Origin of the sequence: Sagittula sp. MA-2 (assembly GCF_030126985.1) — a bacterium.
GTDB lineage: Bacteria > Pseudomonadota > Alphaproteobacteria > Rhodobacterales > Rhodobacteraceae > Sagittula.
In genome coordinates this window covers 403,366-421,578 of the sequence record NZ_CP126145.1, presented here as the reverse complement: position 1 = coordinate 421,578, position 18,213 = coordinate 403,366, and the positions used below count along the sequence as shown (strand labels likewise).

The 18,213-nt window shown below is 67.7% G+C and carries 17 protein-coding genes; 3 read left to right on the top strand and 14 right to left on the bottom strand.

The features are described from left to right. Positions 1 to 359: 359 nt before the first annotated feature. The 10 genes from msrA to QNI11_RS02155 all read right to left on the bottom strand — a co-directional run bounded on the left by msrA (position 360) and on the right by QNI11_RS02155 (position 12,472). Complete coding sequence (gene msrA / locus QNI11_RS02200; protein WP_283982184.1) at positions 360 to 866, bottom strand: peptide-methionine (S)-S-oxide reductase MsrA; 507 nt, start codon at positions 864 to 866, stop codon at positions 360 to 362. Further along, the gene (msrB, locus tag QNI11_RS02195) at positions 863 to 1,312 is read right to left on the bottom strand and encodes a peptide-methionine (R)-S-oxide reductase MsrB (protein ID WP_100928074.1); all 450 of its coding nucleotides are present in this window, start codon (positions 1,310 to 1,312) and stop codon (positions 863 to 865) included. Before msrB ends, msrA begins: the two co-directional genes overlap by 4 nt. 417 nt (positions 1,313 to 1,729) lie before the next feature. Continuing rightward, complete coding sequence (queG, locus tag QNI11_RS02190) at positions 1,730 to 2,785, bottom strand: tRNA epoxyqueuosine(34) reductase QueG (RefSeq protein ID WP_283982183.1); 1,056 nt, start codon at positions 2,783 to 2,785, stop codon at positions 1,730 to 1,732. A 70-nt stretch (positions 2,786 to 2,855) separates the two neighbouring features. Beyond that, positions 2,856 to 3,521, bottom strand: coding sequence for a glutathione S-transferase family protein (locus tag QNI11_RS02185; RefSeq protein WP_283982182.1), 666 nt, complete (start codon positions 3,519 to 3,521; stop codon positions 2,856 to 2,858). Between the two features lie 101 nt (positions 3,522 to 3,622). Further along, complete coding sequence (gene mtgA, locus QNI11_RS02180) at positions 3,623 to 4,375, bottom strand: monofunctional biosynthetic peptidoglycan transglycosylase (protein ID WP_283982181.1); 753 nt, start codon at positions 4,373 to 4,375, stop codon at positions 3,623 to 3,625. A 201-nt stretch (positions 4,376 to 4,576) separates the two neighbouring features. Then, positions 4,577 to 4,849: a putative quinol monooxygenase gene (locus tag QNI11_RS02175; protein WP_283982180.1), complete on the bottom strand. Its 273-nt coding sequence runs from the start codon at positions 4,847 to 4,849 to the stop codon at positions 4,577 to 4,579. 97 nt (positions 4,850 to 4,946) lie between these two features. Further along, positions 4,947 to 9,491 carry a glutamate synthase large subunit gene (gene gltB, locus QNI11_RS02170; protein ID WP_283982179.1) on the bottom strand — a complete coding sequence of 1,515 codons (4,545 nt, stop codon included), beginning with the start codon at positions 9,489 to 9,491 and terminating at the stop codon, positions 4,947 to 4,949. A gap of 167 nt (positions 9,492 to 9,658) precedes the next feature. After that, positions 9,659 to 10,120, bottom strand: coding sequence for a GFA family protein (locus QNI11_RS02165; RefSeq protein ID WP_283982178.1), 462 nt, complete (start codon positions 10,118 to 10,120; stop codon positions 9,659 to 9,661). Continuing rightward, entirely contained in the window at positions 10,117 to 10,854 is a 738-nt protein-coding gene (locus QNI11_RS02160; protein WP_283982177.1) for a hypothetical protein, read from the bottom strand. Before QNI11_RS02160 ends, QNI11_RS02165 begins: the two co-directional genes overlap by 4 nt. A 178-nt stretch (positions 10,855 to 11,032) precedes the next feature. After that, positions 11,033 to 12,472, bottom strand: coding sequence for an NAD(P)-dependent oxidoreductase (locus QNI11_RS02155; RefSeq protein WP_283982176.1), 1,440 nt, complete (start codon positions 12,470 to 12,472; stop codon positions 11,033 to 11,035). A 230-nt stretch (positions 12,473 to 12,702) separates the two neighbouring features. Here QNI11_RS02155 and QNI11_RS02150 point away from each other — a divergent pair, with 230 nt between their 5' ends. Further along, entirely contained in the window at positions 12,703 to 13,506 is an 804-nt protein-coding gene (locus tag QNI11_RS02150; protein WP_283982175.1) for an undecaprenyl-diphosphate phosphatase, read from the top strand. Positions 13,507 to 13,524: 18 nt separating this feature from the next. Here the strand turns inward: QNI11_RS02150 and rlmH are convergent, their stop codons facing one another. From rlmH to QNI11_RS02130, 4 genes are all read right to left on the bottom strand, one after another. Next, entirely contained in the window at positions 13,525 to 13,995 is a 471-nt protein-coding gene (gene rlmH / locus QNI11_RS02145) for a 23S rRNA (pseudouridine(1915)-N(3))-methyltransferase RlmH (protein WP_283982174.1), read from the bottom strand. 19 nt (positions 13,996 to 14,014) lie between these two features. Beyond that, positions 14,015 to 14,374 carry a ribosome silencing factor gene (gene rsfS, locus QNI11_RS02140; RefSeq protein ID WP_283982173.1) on the bottom strand — a complete coding sequence of 120 codons (360 nt, stop codon included), beginning with the start codon at positions 14,372 to 14,374 and terminating at the stop codon, positions 14,015 to 14,017. 357 nt (positions 14,375 to 14,731) lie between these two features. Then, positions 14,732 to 15,013 (bottom strand): hypothetical protein, encoded by a 282-nt coding sequence (locus QNI11_RS02135; protein WP_283982172.1) that lies wholly within the window; start codon positions 15,011 to 15,013, stop codon positions 14,732 to 14,734. A gap of 154 nt (positions 15,014 to 15,167) precedes the next feature. Beyond that, a complete protein-coding gene (locus QNI11_RS02130; protein ID WP_283982171.1) occupies positions 15,168 to 16,250 on the bottom strand; it encodes a hypothetical protein in 1,083 nt (360 codons plus the stop codon). Positions 16,251 to 16,420: 170 nt separating this feature from the next. Between QNI11_RS02130 and QNI11_RS02125 the strand changes: the two genes are divergently transcribed. Further along, complete coding sequence (locus QNI11_RS02125) at positions 16,421 to 17,380, top strand: metal ABC transporter solute-binding protein, Zn/Mn family (RefSeq protein WP_283982170.1); 960 nt, start codon at positions 16,421 to 16,423, stop codon at positions 17,378 to 17,380. Beyond that, a complete protein-coding gene (locus QNI11_RS02120) occupies positions 17,367 to 18,206 on the top strand; it encodes a metal ABC transporter ATP-binding protein (RefSeq protein WP_373418419.1) in 840 nt (279 codons plus the stop codon). Before QNI11_RS02125 ends, QNI11_RS02120 begins: the two co-directional genes overlap by 14 nt. Positions 18,207 to 18,213 lie beyond the last annotated feature (7 nt).

Below are 18,213 nucleotides of genomic sequence, written 5' to 3'. Positions count from 1 at the left end.
CACGTCAACGTGACGTCATGGGTGTTTGGGGCACCTCTCCGGAAGACGGGCCGCGCCCGCATGAGGTGCGCCTGTGATCCCGGGAGATGGGCTGCGAAGACGACCGCCCCCGTCAGCCGTCATGGCGTCGCGCCCGAAAGCATCCCGGGGGTCCGCTCGCCTTTCCGTTTCTCCGACGCGGATCTCACCCTCGACCGCGCCGCGCCACGGCTGCCGAAGGCGGACTGTCTCCCTTCATCTTGGTGCAAAATACCTCGGAGGGCCCCGCAGGGGCGGGGGCAGCGCCCCCTCCCCCGGACACGAAAAAGGCGGCGCACCGATACCCGGCGCGCCGCCCCTGTTGCCGACCCAAAAGGGCCTTATTCCGCCGCGTCCCGCCGGGGCAGAACCCAGCCCGGGCGCGGGTAGTGGCAGGTGTAGCCGTGCGGAATGCGCTGCAGGTAATCCTGGTGCTCGGGCTCGGCCTCCCAGAAATCGCCCACCGGTTCGACCTCCGTCACCACCTTGCCGGGCCACAGGCCCGAGGCGTCCACGTCGCGGATCGTCTCCAGCGCGACTTCACGCTGCGCCTCGTCGACGTAGTAGATGGCCGAGCGGTAGGACATGCCCCGGTCGTTGCCCTGCCGGTTGGGCGTGGTCGGGTCGTGGATCTGGAAGAAGAACTCCAGCAGCCGGCGATAGCTGGTCTTCTCCGGGTCGAAGAGGATCTCGATCCCCTCCGCATGGGTCCCGTGGTTGCGGTAGGTCGCGTTGGGCACGTCGCCCCCGGTATAGCCCACCCGGGTCTTTTCCACCCCCGGCAGCTTGCGGATCAGGTCCTGCATTCCCCAGAAGCAGCCCCCAGCCAGAACGGCACGTTCGGTCATTGGATCTCCTCCACCTGGTCGATGTACTGGCCGTAGCCTTCGGCCTCCATGTCGTCGCGGTGCACGAAGCGCAGCGAGGCCGAGTTGATGCAGTAGCGCAAACCGCCCCGATCGGACGGTCCATCCGGAAAGACATGCCCCAGATGGCTGTCACCATGGCGCGAACGTACCTCCGTGCGGATCATGCCGTGCGTGGTGTCGCGCAGCTCCACGACGTTCTCGGGTTCGATCGGCTTCACGAAGCTCGGCCAGCCGCATCCCGATTCGTACTTCGCGGCGCTGGCGAACAGCGGCTCCCCGGACACCACGTCGACGTAGATGCCGGGCTCCTTGTTTCCCAGGTATTCCCCGGTGCCCGGACGCTCCGTACCGCTCTGCTGCGTGACGCGATACTGCTCTGGCGTCAACGTGGCGATAACGTCCGGTCTGCGTTCATATTTTGGCATGTGCGTCCTCCTGTGCGGTCTGCAACGGAAGATGGGGCCTGTTGCGAATAAGCAAAGCCCCGCCGAAACATCGTACACATGAATGTGGGCAGCCTTGCGCCAAAAAGGTTCACCTGTCATGAAACAGGCGGGTGACAACGCTTTCTCCCAAGAACACGCAAGTCGCCTCGGGCGCGGAGATGGCAGCTCTGCGCCCGTCAATACCCCTCCGGACATCCACGGCTTGCATCGCAGCGTTCCGAAGCCCTGCTCTCGCAGGAACCTGTACATTTCGAGTGAATGCGTATTGGCAGCACGTCCCCCCACTCGGCAAATCGGATTCCATCACGGAATGAACGCCCGCGCAAGAGTCACGTTGCCGTGGCGTCTACTGTTTTTTCGGCAATCCGCGAAATGTGACCGAACTGCCGCGCCCCGTCAGCCCTTGCCGCGCAGGCGCCCCACCGCCCAGCGGGCCGCGTCCCGGACGGCCTCGTCGGGGTCGTCGCACAGCCCCTGCGCCACCGGCTCCAGCGCCGCCCGGCCGGAGTTGCCCACGGCATACATCACGTTGCGCACCATGCGGTCGCGCCCGATCCGCTTGATCGGAGAGCCGGAGAACCGCGCCCGGAATCCGGCGTCGTCCAGCGCCGCCAGATCGGCCAGCGGCGGGGCGCGCAGGTCGTCGCGGGCGTGATATTTCACCTCCTGCGCGACCCCTGCGAACTTGTTCCACGGGCAGACCGCAAGGCAGTCGTCGCAGCCGTAGATGCGGTTGCCCAGCCCGGGGCGCAGCGCCTCGTCCACCGGGCCCCTGTGCTCGATCGTCAGGTAGGAGATGCAGCGCCGCGCATCCAGCCGGTAGGGCGCGGGAAAGGCATCGGTCGGGCAGACGTCGAGGCAGCGGCGGCACGAACCGCAATGATCCGCTTCCGCTCCGTCCGGCGTCAGGTCGAGCGTGGTGAAGATGCAGCCGAGGAAGAACCACGACCCCAGCCTGCGCGACACGAGGTTGGTGTGCTTGCCCTGCCAGCCGAGACCCGCGGCCTGCCCCAGCGGCTTCTCCATCACCGGCGCGGTGTCGACGAAGACCTTGATCTCCGGCCCCGCCGTGCCCTCCGCCTCTGCCGCCTCGATCAGCCAGCGGCCCAGCCGTTTCAGCCGCTTCTTGACCACGTCGTGATAGTCGCGATGGCGGGCATAGACGCTGACCGCGCCGCGCTCGGGCCGGTTCAGCACCGCCAGCGGGTCCTCCTCGGGGCCGTAGTCCTCCGCCAGCATCACGACCGAGCGCGCCTCGGGCCAGAGCGCCGCCGGATCGCCGCGCCAGTGCATCCGCTCCGCCAGCCAGCCCATCTGGCCGTGATGGCCCGCGCCGACAAAGGCCTGCAGCCGCGACATCACCTCCGGCAGGTCCGCCACGCGGGCGACACGGCAGTCGGAAAACCCGACCTCTGCCGCCTCCCGCTTCAGCGCTGCCGTCAGATCCTGCACGCGACCCCCGTTCCTCTCTGTCCGAAGTGTCCCCGACCGCGGCACATCGTACCGCTCAGGGCAACCGGCCTCAGAAGTCGAGGTCGGCGTAATGGGCGGGCGGCGGGAAGCCCGGCACCTGGTCGGCCAGGATCGAGCGGAAGGCGGGGCGAGACTTGATCTTCGCGTACCAGTCCTTGACCACCGACGACCGGTTCCAGTCCACGTCCGAGATGTAGTCCAGCGACGACAGGTGCGCGGCGGCGGCGAAATCGGCCAGCGTCATGGAATCCCCAGCCAGCCAGCGGCGGTGATCCAGCAGCCACGCCATGTAGTCGAGGTGGTACTTGACCGCCTTGGCGCCCGACTTGACGTTGCCGCTGTCCGGGAAGCCGGCCTTCATCATCTTCTTGTTCACCCGCTCGTAAAGTAGCTTCGACGTCACCTCGTGGTGGAACTTGTCGTCGAACCAGCCCACCAGCCGGCGCACTTCGTAGCGCGCATCGGCAGAGCGCGGCATCAGCGAGGGTTCGGGATACTTCTCCTCGATCCATTCGCAGATCGCCGCCGACTCGGCCATGGTCTTGCCGTCGATCCGGATCACCGGAACCTTGGCCGCCGGGTTGCGCCGCAGGAAGTCCGGGTCCTGCTCCCAGTAGCGTTCCTCCACCAGCTCGCATTCGATCTTTTTCTCGGCGAGGCTCAACCGCACCTTGCGGCAGAACGGTGAAAGAGGAACGTGATAAAGCTTGGCCATTTAAGTCCTGTATGGTCGGGGAGCCCCCCACTAATAGAGGTCAAGGCCACCGGGATTCAAGCGCCTCCACGCGTCCCGGCCACGGCGCGCCGAAGCGCCGCTCATCCTTCGAAACAGTCGTCCCGCCCGTCGGCGGCAATCGTCGCCGCGCCGTCCTGGATCGACCGCGCCCGCCGGTCGACAGAGTTCGAGGGCCGCCCGGCGTTGCGCTCCTTCGGGTTGGGCAGGACCGCCGCCAGTAGCGCGGCCTGCCGCGCGCTCAGCGCATCGGCGCTCACCCCGAAGTAGTGCCGCGCCGCGGCCTCCACGCCAAAGACGCCCTCGCCGAACTCCGCCACGTTCAGGTAGACCTCGAGGATACGCCGCTTCGACCACAGCGCCTCCACCATGGGGGTCATGCCGGCCTCCAGCCCCTTTCGGAACCACGACCGCTCCTGCCAGAGGTAGACGTTCTTCACCACCTGCTGGCTGATGGTCGACCCGCCGCGCGCCGCCCCTTCCGAGATCGCCGCCCGGATCGCGCCCATGTCGAAGCCCCAGTGCTCGCAGAAATTGGCGTCCTCCGCCGCGACGGCAGAGCGGGCCATGACCGGCGCGATGTCCTCGAAGTCGACCCAGTCGCGTTCCAGCGCGCCCAGCCGCGACCGCTCCACCCACATGGTGTGCGTCATCGGCGGGTCGATCACGCTGAACAGCGCCACCGCCACGACCACCAGTCCTGCCATCAGCACCACCCCCCGCAGCACGAGCCTGCGCAGCCTCCGTTTCAGGGGAAGCCTGCCCGCCGTGCGCGCCTTGTCGCTCTTTGTCTTCCGCGCGTCCGTCTTGCGCGCCGCTTTTGCCCGTCTTGCCATGCCCCTTGTCTACACTGACGGGCGGCGGGTTCGAGAGCAAAAAAAGGAGCGCCCCGAAGGACGCCCCGCAGCCTGCCCGTACGGCCAGGCGAACCACTTGTTACCGTCAAAAGGGAACCCTTACCAACGCCCCCTATATTGCTTCGGAAGGTGGCCGCGACCGTGCGCAAAAGTGGCGAGAAAGAGGTTTTTGACCTAACGTCAACCAATTTCGCGGATTTCGTAGTCGCGCTTTATCCCTGCGGTTGTCCTACCCCAATCGCTTTCACGCATACGTTTCTGATGCGCCTCGAAGGCGGCGGAATCGGTGAATCGCTCCGCAACGCGCCAGACCAGCGGGCCGCAGGGCTCCACCTCGAAAGACAGGCAGCCCGGTTCCGCCCGGGTCAGTGCAACGTGTTCGGGCAGCGCCTGACGCACCCGCTCCGCCTCTGCGGCGTCGGCGCAGACCAGCCGCCCCGTCAGTTCGATCATGTCCCCTCCCCCGCGCCCGTCCAGCCGGAGCCCGTCCAAAGCCGATAAAAAAAGGTCCCCGCCCGGAGGCAGGGACCTTCGATGTCCAACGCGGGGATCACTCCGCCGGAACGGCGAGGCTCTCCTCGATGCCCAGCGGATGCGGGATCTTGTTCAGCATCTCCTTCGGGCAGACCTGCACGAAGTGCGCCTTCTCCAGGTCCCAGTGCTGCAGGATCTCCGCCGCGCGCTGCGACCGGGTCTCGGCCAGGTGACGCTCGATCAGGTCCTTCAGCTGGTCTTCCCAGGCCGACACGGTCACCGGGCAGGTCACCAGGCTTTCCATGTTCATCATGTCGCGCGCCTGGTCGTCCGGATCGTACAGGTAGGCCATGCCGCCCGTCATCCCCGCACCGAAGTTCGCCCCGATCGGCCCGAGGATCACGGCGACACCGCCGGTCATGTACTCGCAGCCGTTCGACCCGCAGCCCTCGACCACGACCTTCGCACCGGAGTTGCGCACCGCGAACCGCTCTCCGGCCCGGCCTGCGGCAAACAGGTAGCCGTCGGTCGCGCCGTACAGCACGGTGTTGCCGATGATCGTGTTCTCCGACGCCACCAGCGGCGAGACCAGCGGCGGACGCACCACGATGGTGCCCCCCGACAGGCCCTTGCCGACATAGTCGTTGGCGTCGCCCGACACTTCCAGCTTCAGCCCCGGCGCCGCGAAGGCACCCAGCGACTGCCCGGCAGAGCCGGTCAGCTTGACGTGCAGGTGATCGGGCTGCAGCGCGTTGCGCATCCCGAACTTCGACACGATGTGCGACGAGGTCCGCGTGCCAACGGTCCGGTGCGTGTTCATCACCGCGTAGGACAGCTGCATCTTCTCGCCGTCCTTCAGGAACCGCGCCGCATCGCGCACGATCTCCGCGTCGAGCGTATCGGGAACCGGGTTCCGATCCTTGTCGCGGTTGTACTGGATCGAGTCGGAGCCATCCACGCGGATCAGCAGCGGGTTCAGGTCGAGGTCGTCGAGGTGTTCCGCACCGCGCGACACCTGCGTCAGCAGGTCCGCCCGGCCGATCACGTCCGCAAGCGAGCGTGCGCCGATCTCGGCGAGGATCTCCCGCACTTCCGTCGCGTAGAAGGAAATGAGGTTCACCACCTTGTCGGCGTTGCCGGTGAACTTCTCGCGCAGCGCCGGGTCCTGGGTGCAGACGCCCACCGGGCAGGTGTTCGACTGGCACTGGCGGACCATGATGCAGCCCATGGCGATCAGCGCGGCGGTGCCGATGCCGAACTCCTCGGCGCCCATCATGGCGGCCATCACGATGTCGCGGCCCGTCCGCAGGCCGCCGTCGGTCCGCAGCGTGACCCGCGACCGCAGGTTGTTCATCGCCAGCACCTGGTGCGCTTCGGACAGCCCCATCTCCCACGGCAGGCCGGCGTACTTGATCGAGGTCGCCGGAGACGCCCCGGTGCCGCCGTTGTGGCCCGAGATCAGGATGATGTCGGCCTTGGCCTTCGCCACGCCCGCCGCGATGGTGCCGACGCCCGAGGACGCCACCAGCTTCACCGTCACCTTGCAGCGCGGGTTGATCTGCTTGAGGTCGTAGATCAGCTGCGCAAGGTCTTCGATCGAGTAGATGTCGTGGTGCGGCGGCGGCGAGATCAGCGTCACGCCCTTGGTCGAATGGCGCAGGCGGGCGATCAGGTCGGTGACCTTCATGCCGGGCAGCTGGCCGCCCTCGCCGGGCTTGGCGCCCTGCGCCACCTTGATCTCAAGCTCCTCGCAGTGGTTCAGGTACTCGGCGGTGACGCCGAACCGGCCCGAAGCCACCTGCTTGATCTTCGCCGACGGGTTGTCGCCGTTGGGTTCGGGCACGAAGTGTGCCGGGTCCTCGCCACCCTCGCCGCTGTCGGACTTGGCCCCGATGCGGTTCATCGCGACGTTCAGCGTCTTGTGCGCCTCGGGCGACAGCGCCCCCAGCGACATGCCCGGCGTCACGAACCGCTTGCGGATCGCGGTGATCGACTCGACCTCTTCCAGCGGGATCGGCTTGCCCAGCGGCTTGATGGCCAGAAGGTCGCGCAGGTGGATCGGCGGGTTGGCCTGCATCGCGTTGGAATACTGCTTCCACAGCTCGTAGGACGCCCGGTCGCAGGCCGCCTGCATCAGGTGCATGACCTGCGCGCCCCACGCGTGGGTCTCGCCGGACTTGCGCGCCTTGTAGATGCCGCCGATGGGCAGCACGTCGCGGCCCGACAGGAAGCCCAGCCTGTGCACCTCCTCGGCCTTCTTCTGGATGCCCTTCACGCCGATGCCGGAAATGCGCGACAGCATGCCGGGCAGGTACTCGGCGCACATCGCACGGCTGAGGCCCACGGCCTCGAAGTTCAGGCCGCCGCGGTAGGACGAGATGACCGAGATGCCCATCTTCGACATGATCTTCAGAAGGCCCTGGTCGATGGCCTCGCGATACCGCGCCACGGCCTCGGTCAGGGTCATGTCCAGCAGGCCGCGCTTGATCCGGTCCGCAAGGCTGTCCTCGGCGAGGTAGGGGTTCACGGTGGTCGCGCCCGCGCCGATCAGCACGGCAAAGTAATGCGGGTCGATGCATTCCGCCGACCGCACGTTGATCGAGGTGAAGGTCCTGAGCCCCTTGCGCGTCAGGTGGCTGTGCACCGCGCTGGTGGCGAGGATCATCGGCATCGCGACCTTGTCTTCCGAGGTCCGCTCGTCGGTCAGGATGAGGTGCCCCGCGCCGGAGCGCACGGCGTCCTCCGCCTCGGCCCGGATGCGCGCCAGACCGTCCCGCAGCGCGTCCGGCCCGGGTGTAAAGGTGCAGTCCAGCGTGACGCAGGGCGCGTTGAAGTGCTTCTGCAGCTCGGCGAACTGGGCGTTGCCGATGAACGGCGTGTCCAGCACGAGGATCTCGGTCTGGCTCGACGACTCGTCCAGCACGTTCTTCAGGTTGCCGAAGCGCGTCTTCAGGCTCATCACGCGGAATTCGCGCAGGGAGTCGATCGGCGGGTTCGTCACCTGGCTGAAGTTCTGGCGGAAGTAATGCGACAGCGGGCGGTACTTCTTCGACAGCACGGCCGACGGCGTGTCGTCGCCCATCGACGCGATCATCTCCTTGGCGTCTTCCGCCATCGGCGCCAGCACCTGCTCCAGTTCCTCGATGGAGTAGCCGGCCGCGATCTGCCGGCGGCGCAGCTCGGCGCCCTCGAAGATCGGCTTCTCGGTGATGGCGTTCAGCGCGGCGTCAAGCTCGGTGATCTTGCCGACCCACTCGCCGAACGGCTGGCTGGCCGCCAGGCGGTCCTTGATCTCCACGTCGTGGTAGAGCTTGCCGTCCTTCATGTCGACGGCGATCATCTGGCCCGGGCCAAGCGCGCCCTTCTCGCGAACCGTGGCCTCGTCGACCGGCACCATGCCCGCCTCCGACCCCGCGATCAGCATGCCGTCGCCGGTCACAACGTAGCGCATCGGCCGCAGACCGTTCCGGTCGAGCCCGCCGCACACCCAGCGCCCGTCGGTCATCGCCAGCGCCGCCGGACCGTCCCACGGCTCCATCACGGAGTTGCAGTAGGAATACATGTCGCGCCAGGATTCCGGCAGCTCGATGGCCTGCTTCGACCAGGATTCCGGCACCAGCATGGTCTTCGCCATCGGCGCGTTGCGCCCGGCGCGCACCAGCACCTCGAACACCGAATCCAGCGCCGCCGAGTCCGACGACCCGGTTGCGATGATCGGCTTGATGTCCTCCGCGAGGTCGCCGAACGCCGAAGACGCCATGCGGATCTCGTGGCTCTTCATCCAGTTGACGTTGCCCTTCAGCGTGTTGATCTCGCCGTTGTGCGCCAGCATGCGGAACGGCTGCGCCAGCCACCACTGCGGGAAGGTGTTGGTGGAATAGCGCTGGTGATAGATCGCGAACGCGCTCTCGAACCGCTCGTCCTGCAGGTCCGGGTAGAACTCGCTGACCTGTTCCGCCAGCATCATGCCCTTGTAGATGATCGACCGGCAGGACAGCGACGCGATGTACAGGCCACCCGACCCGGCGATCCCCGCCGCCGCCGCCGCCTTCTCGATCCGCCGCCGGATCACGTAAAGCTCGCGCTCGAACTGCTCCTCGTCCACGCCCTTCGCGTTCGAGATCAGGATCTGCTCGATCTCGGGCCGCGTCGCGTTGGCCTTCTCGCCGAGGCAGGCCACCGACACCGGCACGTGACGCCAGCCGTAGATGTAGTAGCCCATCCGCAGGACCTCGGTCTCCACGATGGTCCGGCAGGCCTCCTGCGCGCCGAAATCCGTGCGCGGCAGGAACACCTGGCCCACCGCCAGCAGCTCGTCCTTGCGCGGCGTGTGGCCGGTGCGCTCGACCTGGTCGTAGAAGAACGGCACCGGGATCTGCACGTGGATGCCCGCGCCGTCGCCGGTCTTGCCGTCCGCGTCCACCGCGCCGCGGTGCCAGATCGCCTTCAGCGCGCCGATGCCCGCCTCCACGACCTTGCGCGACGGCTTGCCGTCAAGGCTGACCGCAAGACCCACCCCGCACGAGGAATGCTCCTCGCTCTCGTGGTACATGCCGTTCTCCGACATCCACTTGCGCTTGGCTTCCTCGGCCCGGACCCACTCTGCATCGTACTTGGTCATGGCTCACGCCCTCCATTCGTGGCCCCGGAGGGCCGTCTCAGTCCCGCGGGCCGCGCGGCCCGGTTTCCAGATGAGCCTTCCGGCCCCGTTCCCGGAAAGCGCCGAAGCCCCTGCTTCTCTGCTTTCCAAATACTCAACTGTCCCCACGCCGCCACGGCGCGCGGACCTCAGTCCTCCGGGCCGCCGCCCTCCAGCACGCCGAAACGCTCCACGCACTCCTGCCGCGTCAGCAGGCGCCGCCCGTCCCCCGCATAGGCGAAACTGTCGGGCTTGTGGTCGATGTAGATCTCGTTCGTCATCTCGAAGCCGCCGGCGTCGTCGAAGATGCCGATGGGCAGCTCCGTGTTGCCGAACCACCGGCTTTCCTGCGTCACCCGGAAATAGAGCCCCGAGCCGCAGCGCCCGCAGAACCCCCGTTCCGCCCAGTCCGACGAGGCGATGACCGAGACCGGCCCCTCCCACGTCACCTTCTCCGTCGGCACCGTCACCCCGATCAGCGCCGAGCCGGTCCAGCGGCGGCACATCTCGCAGTGGCAGGCGCCCACGTTCACCGGCACCTCGGTGGCGGTAAAGCGCACCGCCCCGCACATGCAGCCGCCGGTCTGCGGCCCGGACCGCAGCGCGCTCATCGCACCCGCTCCGCCACAGGTTCCGCAACAGGCTCCAGCGCGCTCATCATCACGCCGCAATCGTAGATCGGCTCCAGCGCGCCAAAGCCCGGCTCGCCGGGATAGATGAACTCCTTCGGCGTCCGGTCGAACGAGGATTCCACGCCGTCGAACACCGCCTTGCCGCGCCCGGCAAAGAACCGGCGGTGCACGGGAGAGACATACTCCGACCCGGTGTAGGTGCCCATCACGCTGCCGTCGGCATTCAGGAAGTTGACCTCGAACACGGTGCGGTACAGCGGCTCGCCGTCGATCACCACGTTGCGGTCGACGATCCGGTCCTCGCCGGTGACCCGCTGCACGCTGCCGTCCGGAGTGCGCTGCTCGAAATCCATGCTGTCGATGCCGGTCTCCAGGAGCGTGTCCATCGACGCCGGGTCCTTCGCCGGCAGCAGCGTCACCGTGGGTGCACCGCCCGGCAGTTGCCGGCTGGTGATCCACTGCGCCTGCGCGTCGATCCGGCTCTGGTAGACCGGGCCCTCGTCGGTAAAGACCTCGCGGAAGCGGTCGGTGCCCGCGGCGGCGCAGGTGTAGTGATGCTCCACCCGGCAATCGCGGTGCTGAACGGTCAGGTAGGCGGTGCAGCCCTCGGGCGGTGCAAAGACCGCCGCCTGTGCGGCCAGCGCCACCGGCAGGCAGCACGACAGGAGGGCCGAAAGCCCCGCCGTCACCATGCGCTGCACCGATTTACGCATCCTCAACCCTTTTGCCGGTTCGGGTCAGCGCTGCGGACCCTTAACACTTGTGAATGTCGCACGCCGCCCCGCGCGGGCGCCGCTTCAGGAGGTTAACAACCGGCCGGTTCAGGGGGTCGAAACGGCCGGAAAGCGCATCCTAGGCGGGAATTGCACCGCAATCCCCGCAACTCAAAGGTTATTCAGCCGCCACGGCCGTCTTTGCGTCAAGATCCTTTAACAGCGCCTCGACACAGTCGCGCCCGTCGCGGATCGCCCAGACCACCAGCGAGGCACCGCGCACGATGTCGCCGATCGCGTAGACCCCCGGAAGCGCCGTGCGGCCGGTGGTGAACTCCGCCTTGACGGTGCCCCAGCGGGTCACGTCGAGGCCCGGCACACCCCAGAGCGTCGGCAGCTCTTCCGGCTCGAAGCCGAGCGCCTTGATCACGAGGTCCGCCGGCTCGTCGTAGTCCGATCCGTCGATCAGCTCCGGCCGCTGGCGGCCCGAGGCATCCGGCGCGCCAAGGCGCATCTTCTGCACGCTCACCGCGCTGACGACGTCGCCGCCCTTGAAGCCCGCCGGTGCGGTCAGCCATTCGAAGACCACGCCCTCTTCCTCGGCGTTCTGCACCTCGCGCTGCGACCCGGGCATGTTGGCGCGGTCGCGGCGGTAGAGACACTTCACGCTCTCGGCGCCCTGGCGGATCGCGGTGCGGACGCAGTCCATGGCGGTGTCGCCGCCGCCGATCACCACGACCTTCTTGCCCTTGGCGTTCAGCGTGCCGTCCTCGAACTCCGCCACCGTGTCGCCGAAGTTGGCCGACTTGTTGGAGGCGGTGAGGTAGTCGATCGCCTTCACGATGCCCTTGGCGCCCGCGCCCGGCCCGCCGAGGTCGCGCGACTTGTAGACGCCGGTGGCGATGATGACCGCATCATGTTGTGCGCGGATCTCGTCGAAGGACATGTCGTCGCCGACGTTGCAGTTCATGACGAAGCGCACGCCGCCGTCTTCCAGCTGCTTGACGCGGCGCATGACCACGTCCTTTTCCAGCTTGAAGCCGGGGATGCCGTAGGTCAGCAGCCCGCCCGCGCGGTCGTAGCGGTCATAGACCGTGACCTGCACACCGGCGCGGCGCAGCATGTCCGCCGCGGCAAGGCCGCCGGGGCCCGCACCGATGATGCCGACCGACTCCTCGCGCTCACGCGCGGGCGAGGCGGGCTTCACCCAGCCTTTTTCCCACGCGGTGTCGAGGATGTATTTCTCGACCGTGCCGATGGTAACGGTGCCGTGGCCCGACTTCTCGATCACGCAGTTGCCTTCGCACAGGCGGTCCTGCGGGCAGATGCGGCCGCAGATCTCCGGGAAGGTGTTGGTGGACTGCGCCAGTTCGTAGGCTTCCTCCATCCGCCCGGTCGCGGTCAGCCGCAGCCAGTCGGGGATGTTGTTGTGCAGCGGGCAATGGCTCTGGCAGTAAGGCACGCCGCACTGCGAACACCGCGCCGCCTGCTCCTTTGCACGGGCGTCGGCGAACTCCGCGTAGATCTCGTTGAAATCCTTGTTGCGGACGTTCGCGTCACGCTTGTCCGGCATCTGGCGCTCGGTGGTGACGAATTTCAGCATCGGCTGCTTGGCCATGTGTCGTGAAACCTCTTGCAGGGGTCAACCTCGTATCGCCGCCTCTGTACCGAAGCTTGATACGGAATAAAAGTCATAAGTGCTGACCTAAATGGCGATTTTCACACCCCCGGATACCGATATTTGGCCGTCCGGGCCGAAATATGGGTAGCAAACCGGACCTATTTTCACTCTTTTCTCTGAGAAACAGGGGGTTATACCGAAGCTGACCGATTTGCCGGAGCCGCTCGATGCCGCTGACCCAACTCCTGATTCTCGCACTGATCCAAGGTATTACCGAGTTTCTCCCGATTTCCTCCTCGGGTCACCTGATTCTTCTGCCCAACCTGACCGGAATGCAGGATCAGGGCCTCGCCATCGACGTTGCCGTCCACGTGGGCACCCTGGGGGCCGTGCTGCTGTATTTCCGGGCAGATGTGAAAGAGGCGGTCGCCGGCCTGCCCCGCCTGCTGACGGGACATATGGACACACCGGGCGCCCGGCTCGCCTTCCTGCTGATCGTCTCGACCATCCCGGTGATCGTCGCGGGCCTCGTGCTGAAGGTCCTCGGCATCGACGAGATGCTGCGCTCCACCGCCGTGATCGGCTGGACGATGCTGGTCTTCGGGCTGGTGCTCTGGTGGGCCGACCGCACCGGCAAGGAAGAGAAGACCGACACCGACTGGTCGCTGAAGGACGCGATCATCATGGGGCTCTGGCAGGCCGTCGCCCTGATCCCCGGCACCTCGCGTTCGGGCATCACGATCACCGCCGCGCGGATGCTGGGCTACACCCGCACCGATGGCGCAAAGCTCGCCATGCTGATGTCGATCCCGACGATCCTCGCCTCCGGCGCGCTGCTGAGCCTCGACGTGCTCACCGGCGACGACACGGTGGTGGTGAAGGACGCGCTGATCGGCGCCGCCTTTGCCTTCCTCGCGGCGCTTCTGGCACTGACCCTGATGATGCGCCTGCTGCGCAGCGTCAGTTTCACGCCCTACGTCATCTACCGGGTGATCCTCGGCGCGATCCTGCTCTGGATCGCCTACAGCTGACGGCGGCCGGGCCGAATCTCAGGCCCGGTGATACGGCGCCCCGGCCAGGATCGAGGCCGCCCGGTACAGCTGCTCCGCCAGCATCACCCGCACCAGCATGTGCGGCCAGACCATCGCACCGAAACTGAGCGAGAAATCCGCCTCGGCGCGCAGGCCGGGGTCGATGCCGTCCGCGCCACCGATGACGAAGGCCAGGTCGGAACAGCCGCCGTCGCGCAGGTCCGCCAGCTTTCCGGCGAACTCCGGCGAGGTCATCAGCGCGCCGCGCTCATCGAGGGTACAGAGCTTCGCGCCGCCGGGCAGCGCCTTGCGCAGCAGCACGGCCTCTGCCGCCATGCCGCCGCCCTTGCGGTCGTCGACCTCGACCACGCGCGCAGGGCCAAGGCCAAGCGACCGGCCGCTGCGGTCGAACCGCTTGAGATAATCGTCGATCAGGGCGCGTTCCGAACCGGCCTTCAGCCGGCCCACCACGCACAGGTGCACTTTCACGTCGCGTCCGGACCTTTCATCAGGCCGAAGCGGTCGCGGGCATCCACATCTTCTCGAGCTGGTAGAACTCGCGCACTTCGGGGCGGAACACGTGCACGACAACGTCGCCCGCGTCGATCAGCACCCAGTCCCCGATGTCCTTGCCTTCCATCTTGCACTGGACGCCCAGCTCCGACTTCAGGGTCTCGGCCAGCTTGTCCGAGAGCGCGGCGACCTGCCGGGTCGACCGGCCGGAGGCAATCACCATCCAGTCACAGACAGAGGACTTCCCGCGCAGGTCGATCTGCACGACGTCTTCGGCCTTGTTGTCGGAGAGGGTGGAGAGGACCGTGGCGAGGATCTCGCTGCTCGTCGGGTCCGGTCGGGTCGGCGCCGTCATCGGCTGACCCTGTTCAGCGGGTGTACCCGCATGTGCCATTGCAGACAGGACATTGTCCTCCTTCGCATAGCGCGCCTGTGACACGCCCCGGCGCCGGGCTGCCTATGAATATAGCAGCGTAAATGTGAATTCTCAATGTCGTGCCGACACGGACGGCAAAGCCGCGCCACACCCCCGGAAAGCTGCCCGTTTTCCGGGCGCGGATCGCATGGTCCGCTCCGGGCGTCGCGGCTCACCGGGCCGCATCCTTCAACGGCCCGAACCGCCAGCGCACCCACGGCCGCCCCGCAATCCGCCCCAACGCTCCGGCGCAGCCAACAACCCGCCATCGCCGCCCCGAAGAACGGCCTCCCGGTCTCACCCCGCACCCAGCGCAAGATACCCGACATAGACCAGCCACAGCGCCGCCAGCGCCCAGGCCACGTGCATCACCCGCGTCAGCCGCCGGTGCCGCGCCGTGTAGTCGCGGAAGGCCTCCTCGTCGGGCGCCTCGTACTCCGGCGCCTCGCCCAGCCGCCGCCTGAGCGCGGTGGGCAGATCGCGCGCCATCCGCCGGATGCGCGTCCGCCGCCAGTTCGACGCCGCCATGACGACGAACACGCAGACCATCGCCAGGGACCATACCGGATTGGCCTGCATCAGACGCCTCCCGCTTCTCTGCTTTGCATATACTCAAATCCCGGCGCGCGGGCCATACGCCACGCCGGACGCCGCGCGCACCCGGCGTAGGGTGGGGCTCCGCGCCACCCTGCCCCGACAGCCACACAGCCCGCCCAACCCATAGTCGCAGACCTCACCCCGGCCGCTGCGGCAGCACCGCCACCGCCTCCCGCAACCGCCCGTCAGGCACGGTGTTGTCCCGCACCTTCGTGCGTTTCAGAAGCTTCCAGCCGTTGGTGATGTTGCGGCAGTGCCAGAACCAGGCGTCCTTCGCGCGGAACCACGTCGGGAAAGGCAGCCGCTCCAGCCGGTGCTGGCGCCACTCGAACCCGCGCAACGGCCCCGAGGGCACCATGCACCACTTGTCGGGACAGGCCTGCGCCGGATCGTCGCGCCAGCCATGCGCCGCGTGGAACGGCACGCCCTCGAACCCCGGCTCCGGATGCACCCAGTAGCCCGGGAAGGCGAGGTAACCGAACCGGCTCGCCACCGCCCGGTCGAAGATCGACACCTCCGACATCACCAGCTCGTCCAGGTCGCAGTTCAGCACCGCGCGGGCCTCCCACAGGAACCTGTGCCGCACCGCGTTCAGCACGCAGAACTGCAGGAACAGCTCGGAGTTGGCATAGGGCTTCCTGCCGCGCGGCCCGTAGGGCACGGAGGTCGAGAGCACCCGCGCCACCGGCACGCCGCTCGCCTCCAGCGCCGCCTGCACCGCCGCGCGCCCGTACTCCTCCGAGCCGTTGTCGACGAACAGCACCGCGTCGGCGCCGTGGTGGATCATGTGGAAGCGCACCCAGTCCTCGATCCACGCCGGATCGTTGTCCTTCGACAGGGTGACCAGCACGTTGCGCCCGGCAAAGCCCGCCTCCGGCCCGTGCACGGCGCTCTCCCCGCGCCAGCCGCCCACCTCGACCGAGACGGCCGCGGGGCAGCGCGCCGAGGGCAGCGAGATCACAGTATGGCGGTCGTAGGTCCGGAACCGCGCCCGCACCGCCCGCCCGTCCAGCGCGAACCGCGCGCCGCGCAGGGCAGGCGCAAGGTTGTTCAGCCGGGGGCAGATCAGCCGCACCACCCCGTCGCGCCAGACCGCGTCCAGCCACAGCGTGCGCGCATCGAACCGTTCGAGGTAGTCGTCCTCCCAAAAGGACTCCTTCACCCGCGGCTGCCGTTCCAGCCCGCTGCCGTCCAGCGTCAGGGTCGCGAAATCGGTCAAGCGCCACTCCCTGTCCGGCCCTATCTCGTCCGGACCGGGCTTGGCATGGATCGTGCTGACCGTTCAAGCGGCAACAAACGTGCCATCCCCGTCTTTTCTTGCGACTAAGTCGCATCAACATTGACTTCTTGCGAATGACTCTCATATTCAACCGGGAAAGGACAGCTTACATGACATTTACACGCCGGACCTTCCTTGGCGCCGCGGCCGCCCTTCCCCTCCTGCCGCGCAGCGGTCACGCCGCGCCGCCGCTCAGGGTCACCGCCACCACGGGCATGATCGCCGACACCGCGCGCAACGTGGCGGGCGGGCTGGCCGAGGTGACCGCGCTGATGGGCCCGGGCGTCGATCCGCACGGCTACCGCCAGACCCGCTCCGACATCGTCACCCTGACCCGGGGCGACGTGGCCCTGCGCAACGGCCTCAACCTCGAAGCGCAGCTCGAGGACCTCTTCGAAACCCTGTCCAGCCGCGTCCCCGTGGTGCCGGTGGCCGAATCCGTCCCGGCAGAGGACATCCTGCACAACACGATCTACGAAGGCCGCCCGGACCCGCACGTCTGGATGGTGCCCCGCCACTGGCGGCACGCGGTCGGGGCGACCCGCGACGCGCTGACCGGCCTGCGTCCCGAGCAGGCAGAGACCTTCGCCGCCAACACCGACGCCTACCTCGCGGAGCTCGCCGGGCTCCAGTCCTACGCGGCAGAGGTGCTGGCCACCGTGCCGGAACCCGCCCGCGTCCTCGTCACCGCCCACGATGCCTTTGCCTACTTCGGGGCCGAATACGGTTTCGAGGTCCTGGGCATCCAGGGCATCTCCACCGAATCCGAGGCCGGCCTGCAGCGCATCGCCATGCTGGTCGACACGCTCGTGACGCGCGGCATCGGCGCGGTCTTCGTCGAAAGCTCGGTCTCCGACCGCAACGTGCGCGCGCTGATCGAAGGGGCCGCCTCGCGCGGCGCCGACGTTCGCATCGGCGGAGAGCTGTTCTCCGACGCCATGGGCCAGCCCGGCACCTACGAGGGCACGTGGATCGGCATGATCGACCACAACGTGACCACGATCTGCAACGCGCTCGGCGGCACCGCCCCGGACCGCGGCATGAACGGCAAGCTCAATGCAGGGATCTGAAATGCGCGGCCCCGACCTCGCCACATCCGCCGGACGCCCGGTCACCGAGGACCTCTCGGCGGCGCCGCTCGCCCTGCGCGGGCTGACCGTCTCCTATGGCGGCGAGCCGGTGATCTTCTCCATCGACATGACGCTGGCGCCCGGCACGATGACCGCGATCATCGGTCCCAACGGCGCGGGCAAGTCGACGCTGCTGAAGGCGGCGCTCGGGGTCATCAGGCCGCTCGCCGGCCGTGTCACCGCCTGGGGCGCCCCGCTCGAAGCGGCCCGCCACCGGATCGCCTACGTGCCGCAGCGCGCCTCCATCGACTGGGATTTCCCGACCACGGTCATGGACGTGGTGCTGATGGGCCTCTGGCGCGAACTGGGCCTGCTGAAGCGCACCCGCAAACACCACCGCGACGCGGCGCTGGCCTGCCTCTCCCGCGTGGGGATGGAGGGTTTCGCCGACCGCCAGATCGGCCAGCTGTCGGGGGGCCAGCAGCAGCGGGTCTTCCTCGCGCGGGCGCTGGCGCAGAAGGCAGACCTCTACATGCTGGACGAACCCTTTGCGGGGGTCGACGCCGCCACCGAAAGCGCGATCATCACCGTCCTGCACGCGCTGCGCGACGAAGGGCGCACCGTGCTGTCGGTGCACCACGACCTCGCCACCGTCCCGCGCTACTTCGACCGGGTCTTCCTGATCAACCGCCGCCGCATGGCCGAGGGACCCACAGTCACGACCTTCACCGAAAAGGCGCTGGCCTCCACCTACGGCGGGCGGCTGCCCGACCCGCGCCTGCATCAGGGCGGACCGGATCGGACCGGCCTGCCGAACACCGCCTGATCCGCAC

Coding starts and splice junctions, on each gene's coding strand:
- msrA (WP_283982184.1), bottom strand. CDS start 866: ATGACCGAACGTGCCGTTCTGGCTGGGGGCTGCTTCTGGGGAATGCAG.
- msrB (WP_100928074.1), bottom strand. CDS start 1,312: ATGCCAAAATATGAACGCAGACCGGACGTTATCGCCACGTTGACGCCA.
- QNI11_RS02185 (WP_283982182.1), bottom strand. CDS start 3,521: ATGGCCAAGCTTTATCACGTTCCTCTTTCACCGTTCTGCCGCAAGGTG.
- mtgA (WP_283982181.1), bottom strand. CDS start 4,375: ATGGCAAGACGGGCAAAAGCGGCGCGCAAGACGGACGCGCGGAAGACA.
- QNI11_RS02175 (WP_283982180.1), bottom strand. CDS start 4,849: ATGATCGAACTGACGGGGCGGCTGGTCTGCGCCGACGCCGCAGAGGCG.
- gltB (WP_283982179.1), bottom strand. CDS start 9,491: ATGACCAAGTACGATGCAGAGTGGGTCCGGGCCGAGGAAGCCAAGCGC.
- QNI11_RS02165 (WP_283982178.1), bottom strand. CDS start 10,120: ATGAGCGCGCTGCGGTCCGGGCCGCAGACCGGCGGCTGCATGTGCGGG.
- QNI11_RS02160 (WP_283982177.1), bottom strand. CDS start 10,854: ATGCGTAAATCGGTGCAGCGCATGGTGACGGCGGGGCTTTCGGCCCTC.
- QNI11_RS02155 (WP_283982176.1), bottom strand. CDS start 12,472: ATGGCCAAGCAGCCGATGCTGAAATTCGTCACCACCGAGCGCCAGATG.
- QNI11_RS02150 (WP_283982175.1), top strand. CDS start 12,703: ATGCCGCTGACCCAACTCCTGATTCTCGCACTGATCCAAGGTATTACC.
- rsfS (WP_283982173.1), bottom strand. CDS start 14,374: ATGACGGCGCCGACCCGACCGGACCCGACGAGCAGCGAGATCCTCGCC.
- QNI11_RS02135 (WP_283982172.1), bottom strand. CDS start 15,013: ATGCAGGCCAATCCGGTATGGTCCCTGGCGATGGTCTGCGTGTTCGTC.
- QNI11_RS02125 (WP_283982170.1), top strand. CDS start 16,421: ATGACATTTACACGCCGGACCTTCCTTGGCGCCGCGGCCGCCCTTCCC.
- QNI11_RS02120 (WP_373418419.1), top strand. CDS start 17,367: ATGCAGGGATCTGAAATGCGCGGCCCCGACCTCGCCACATCCGCCGGA.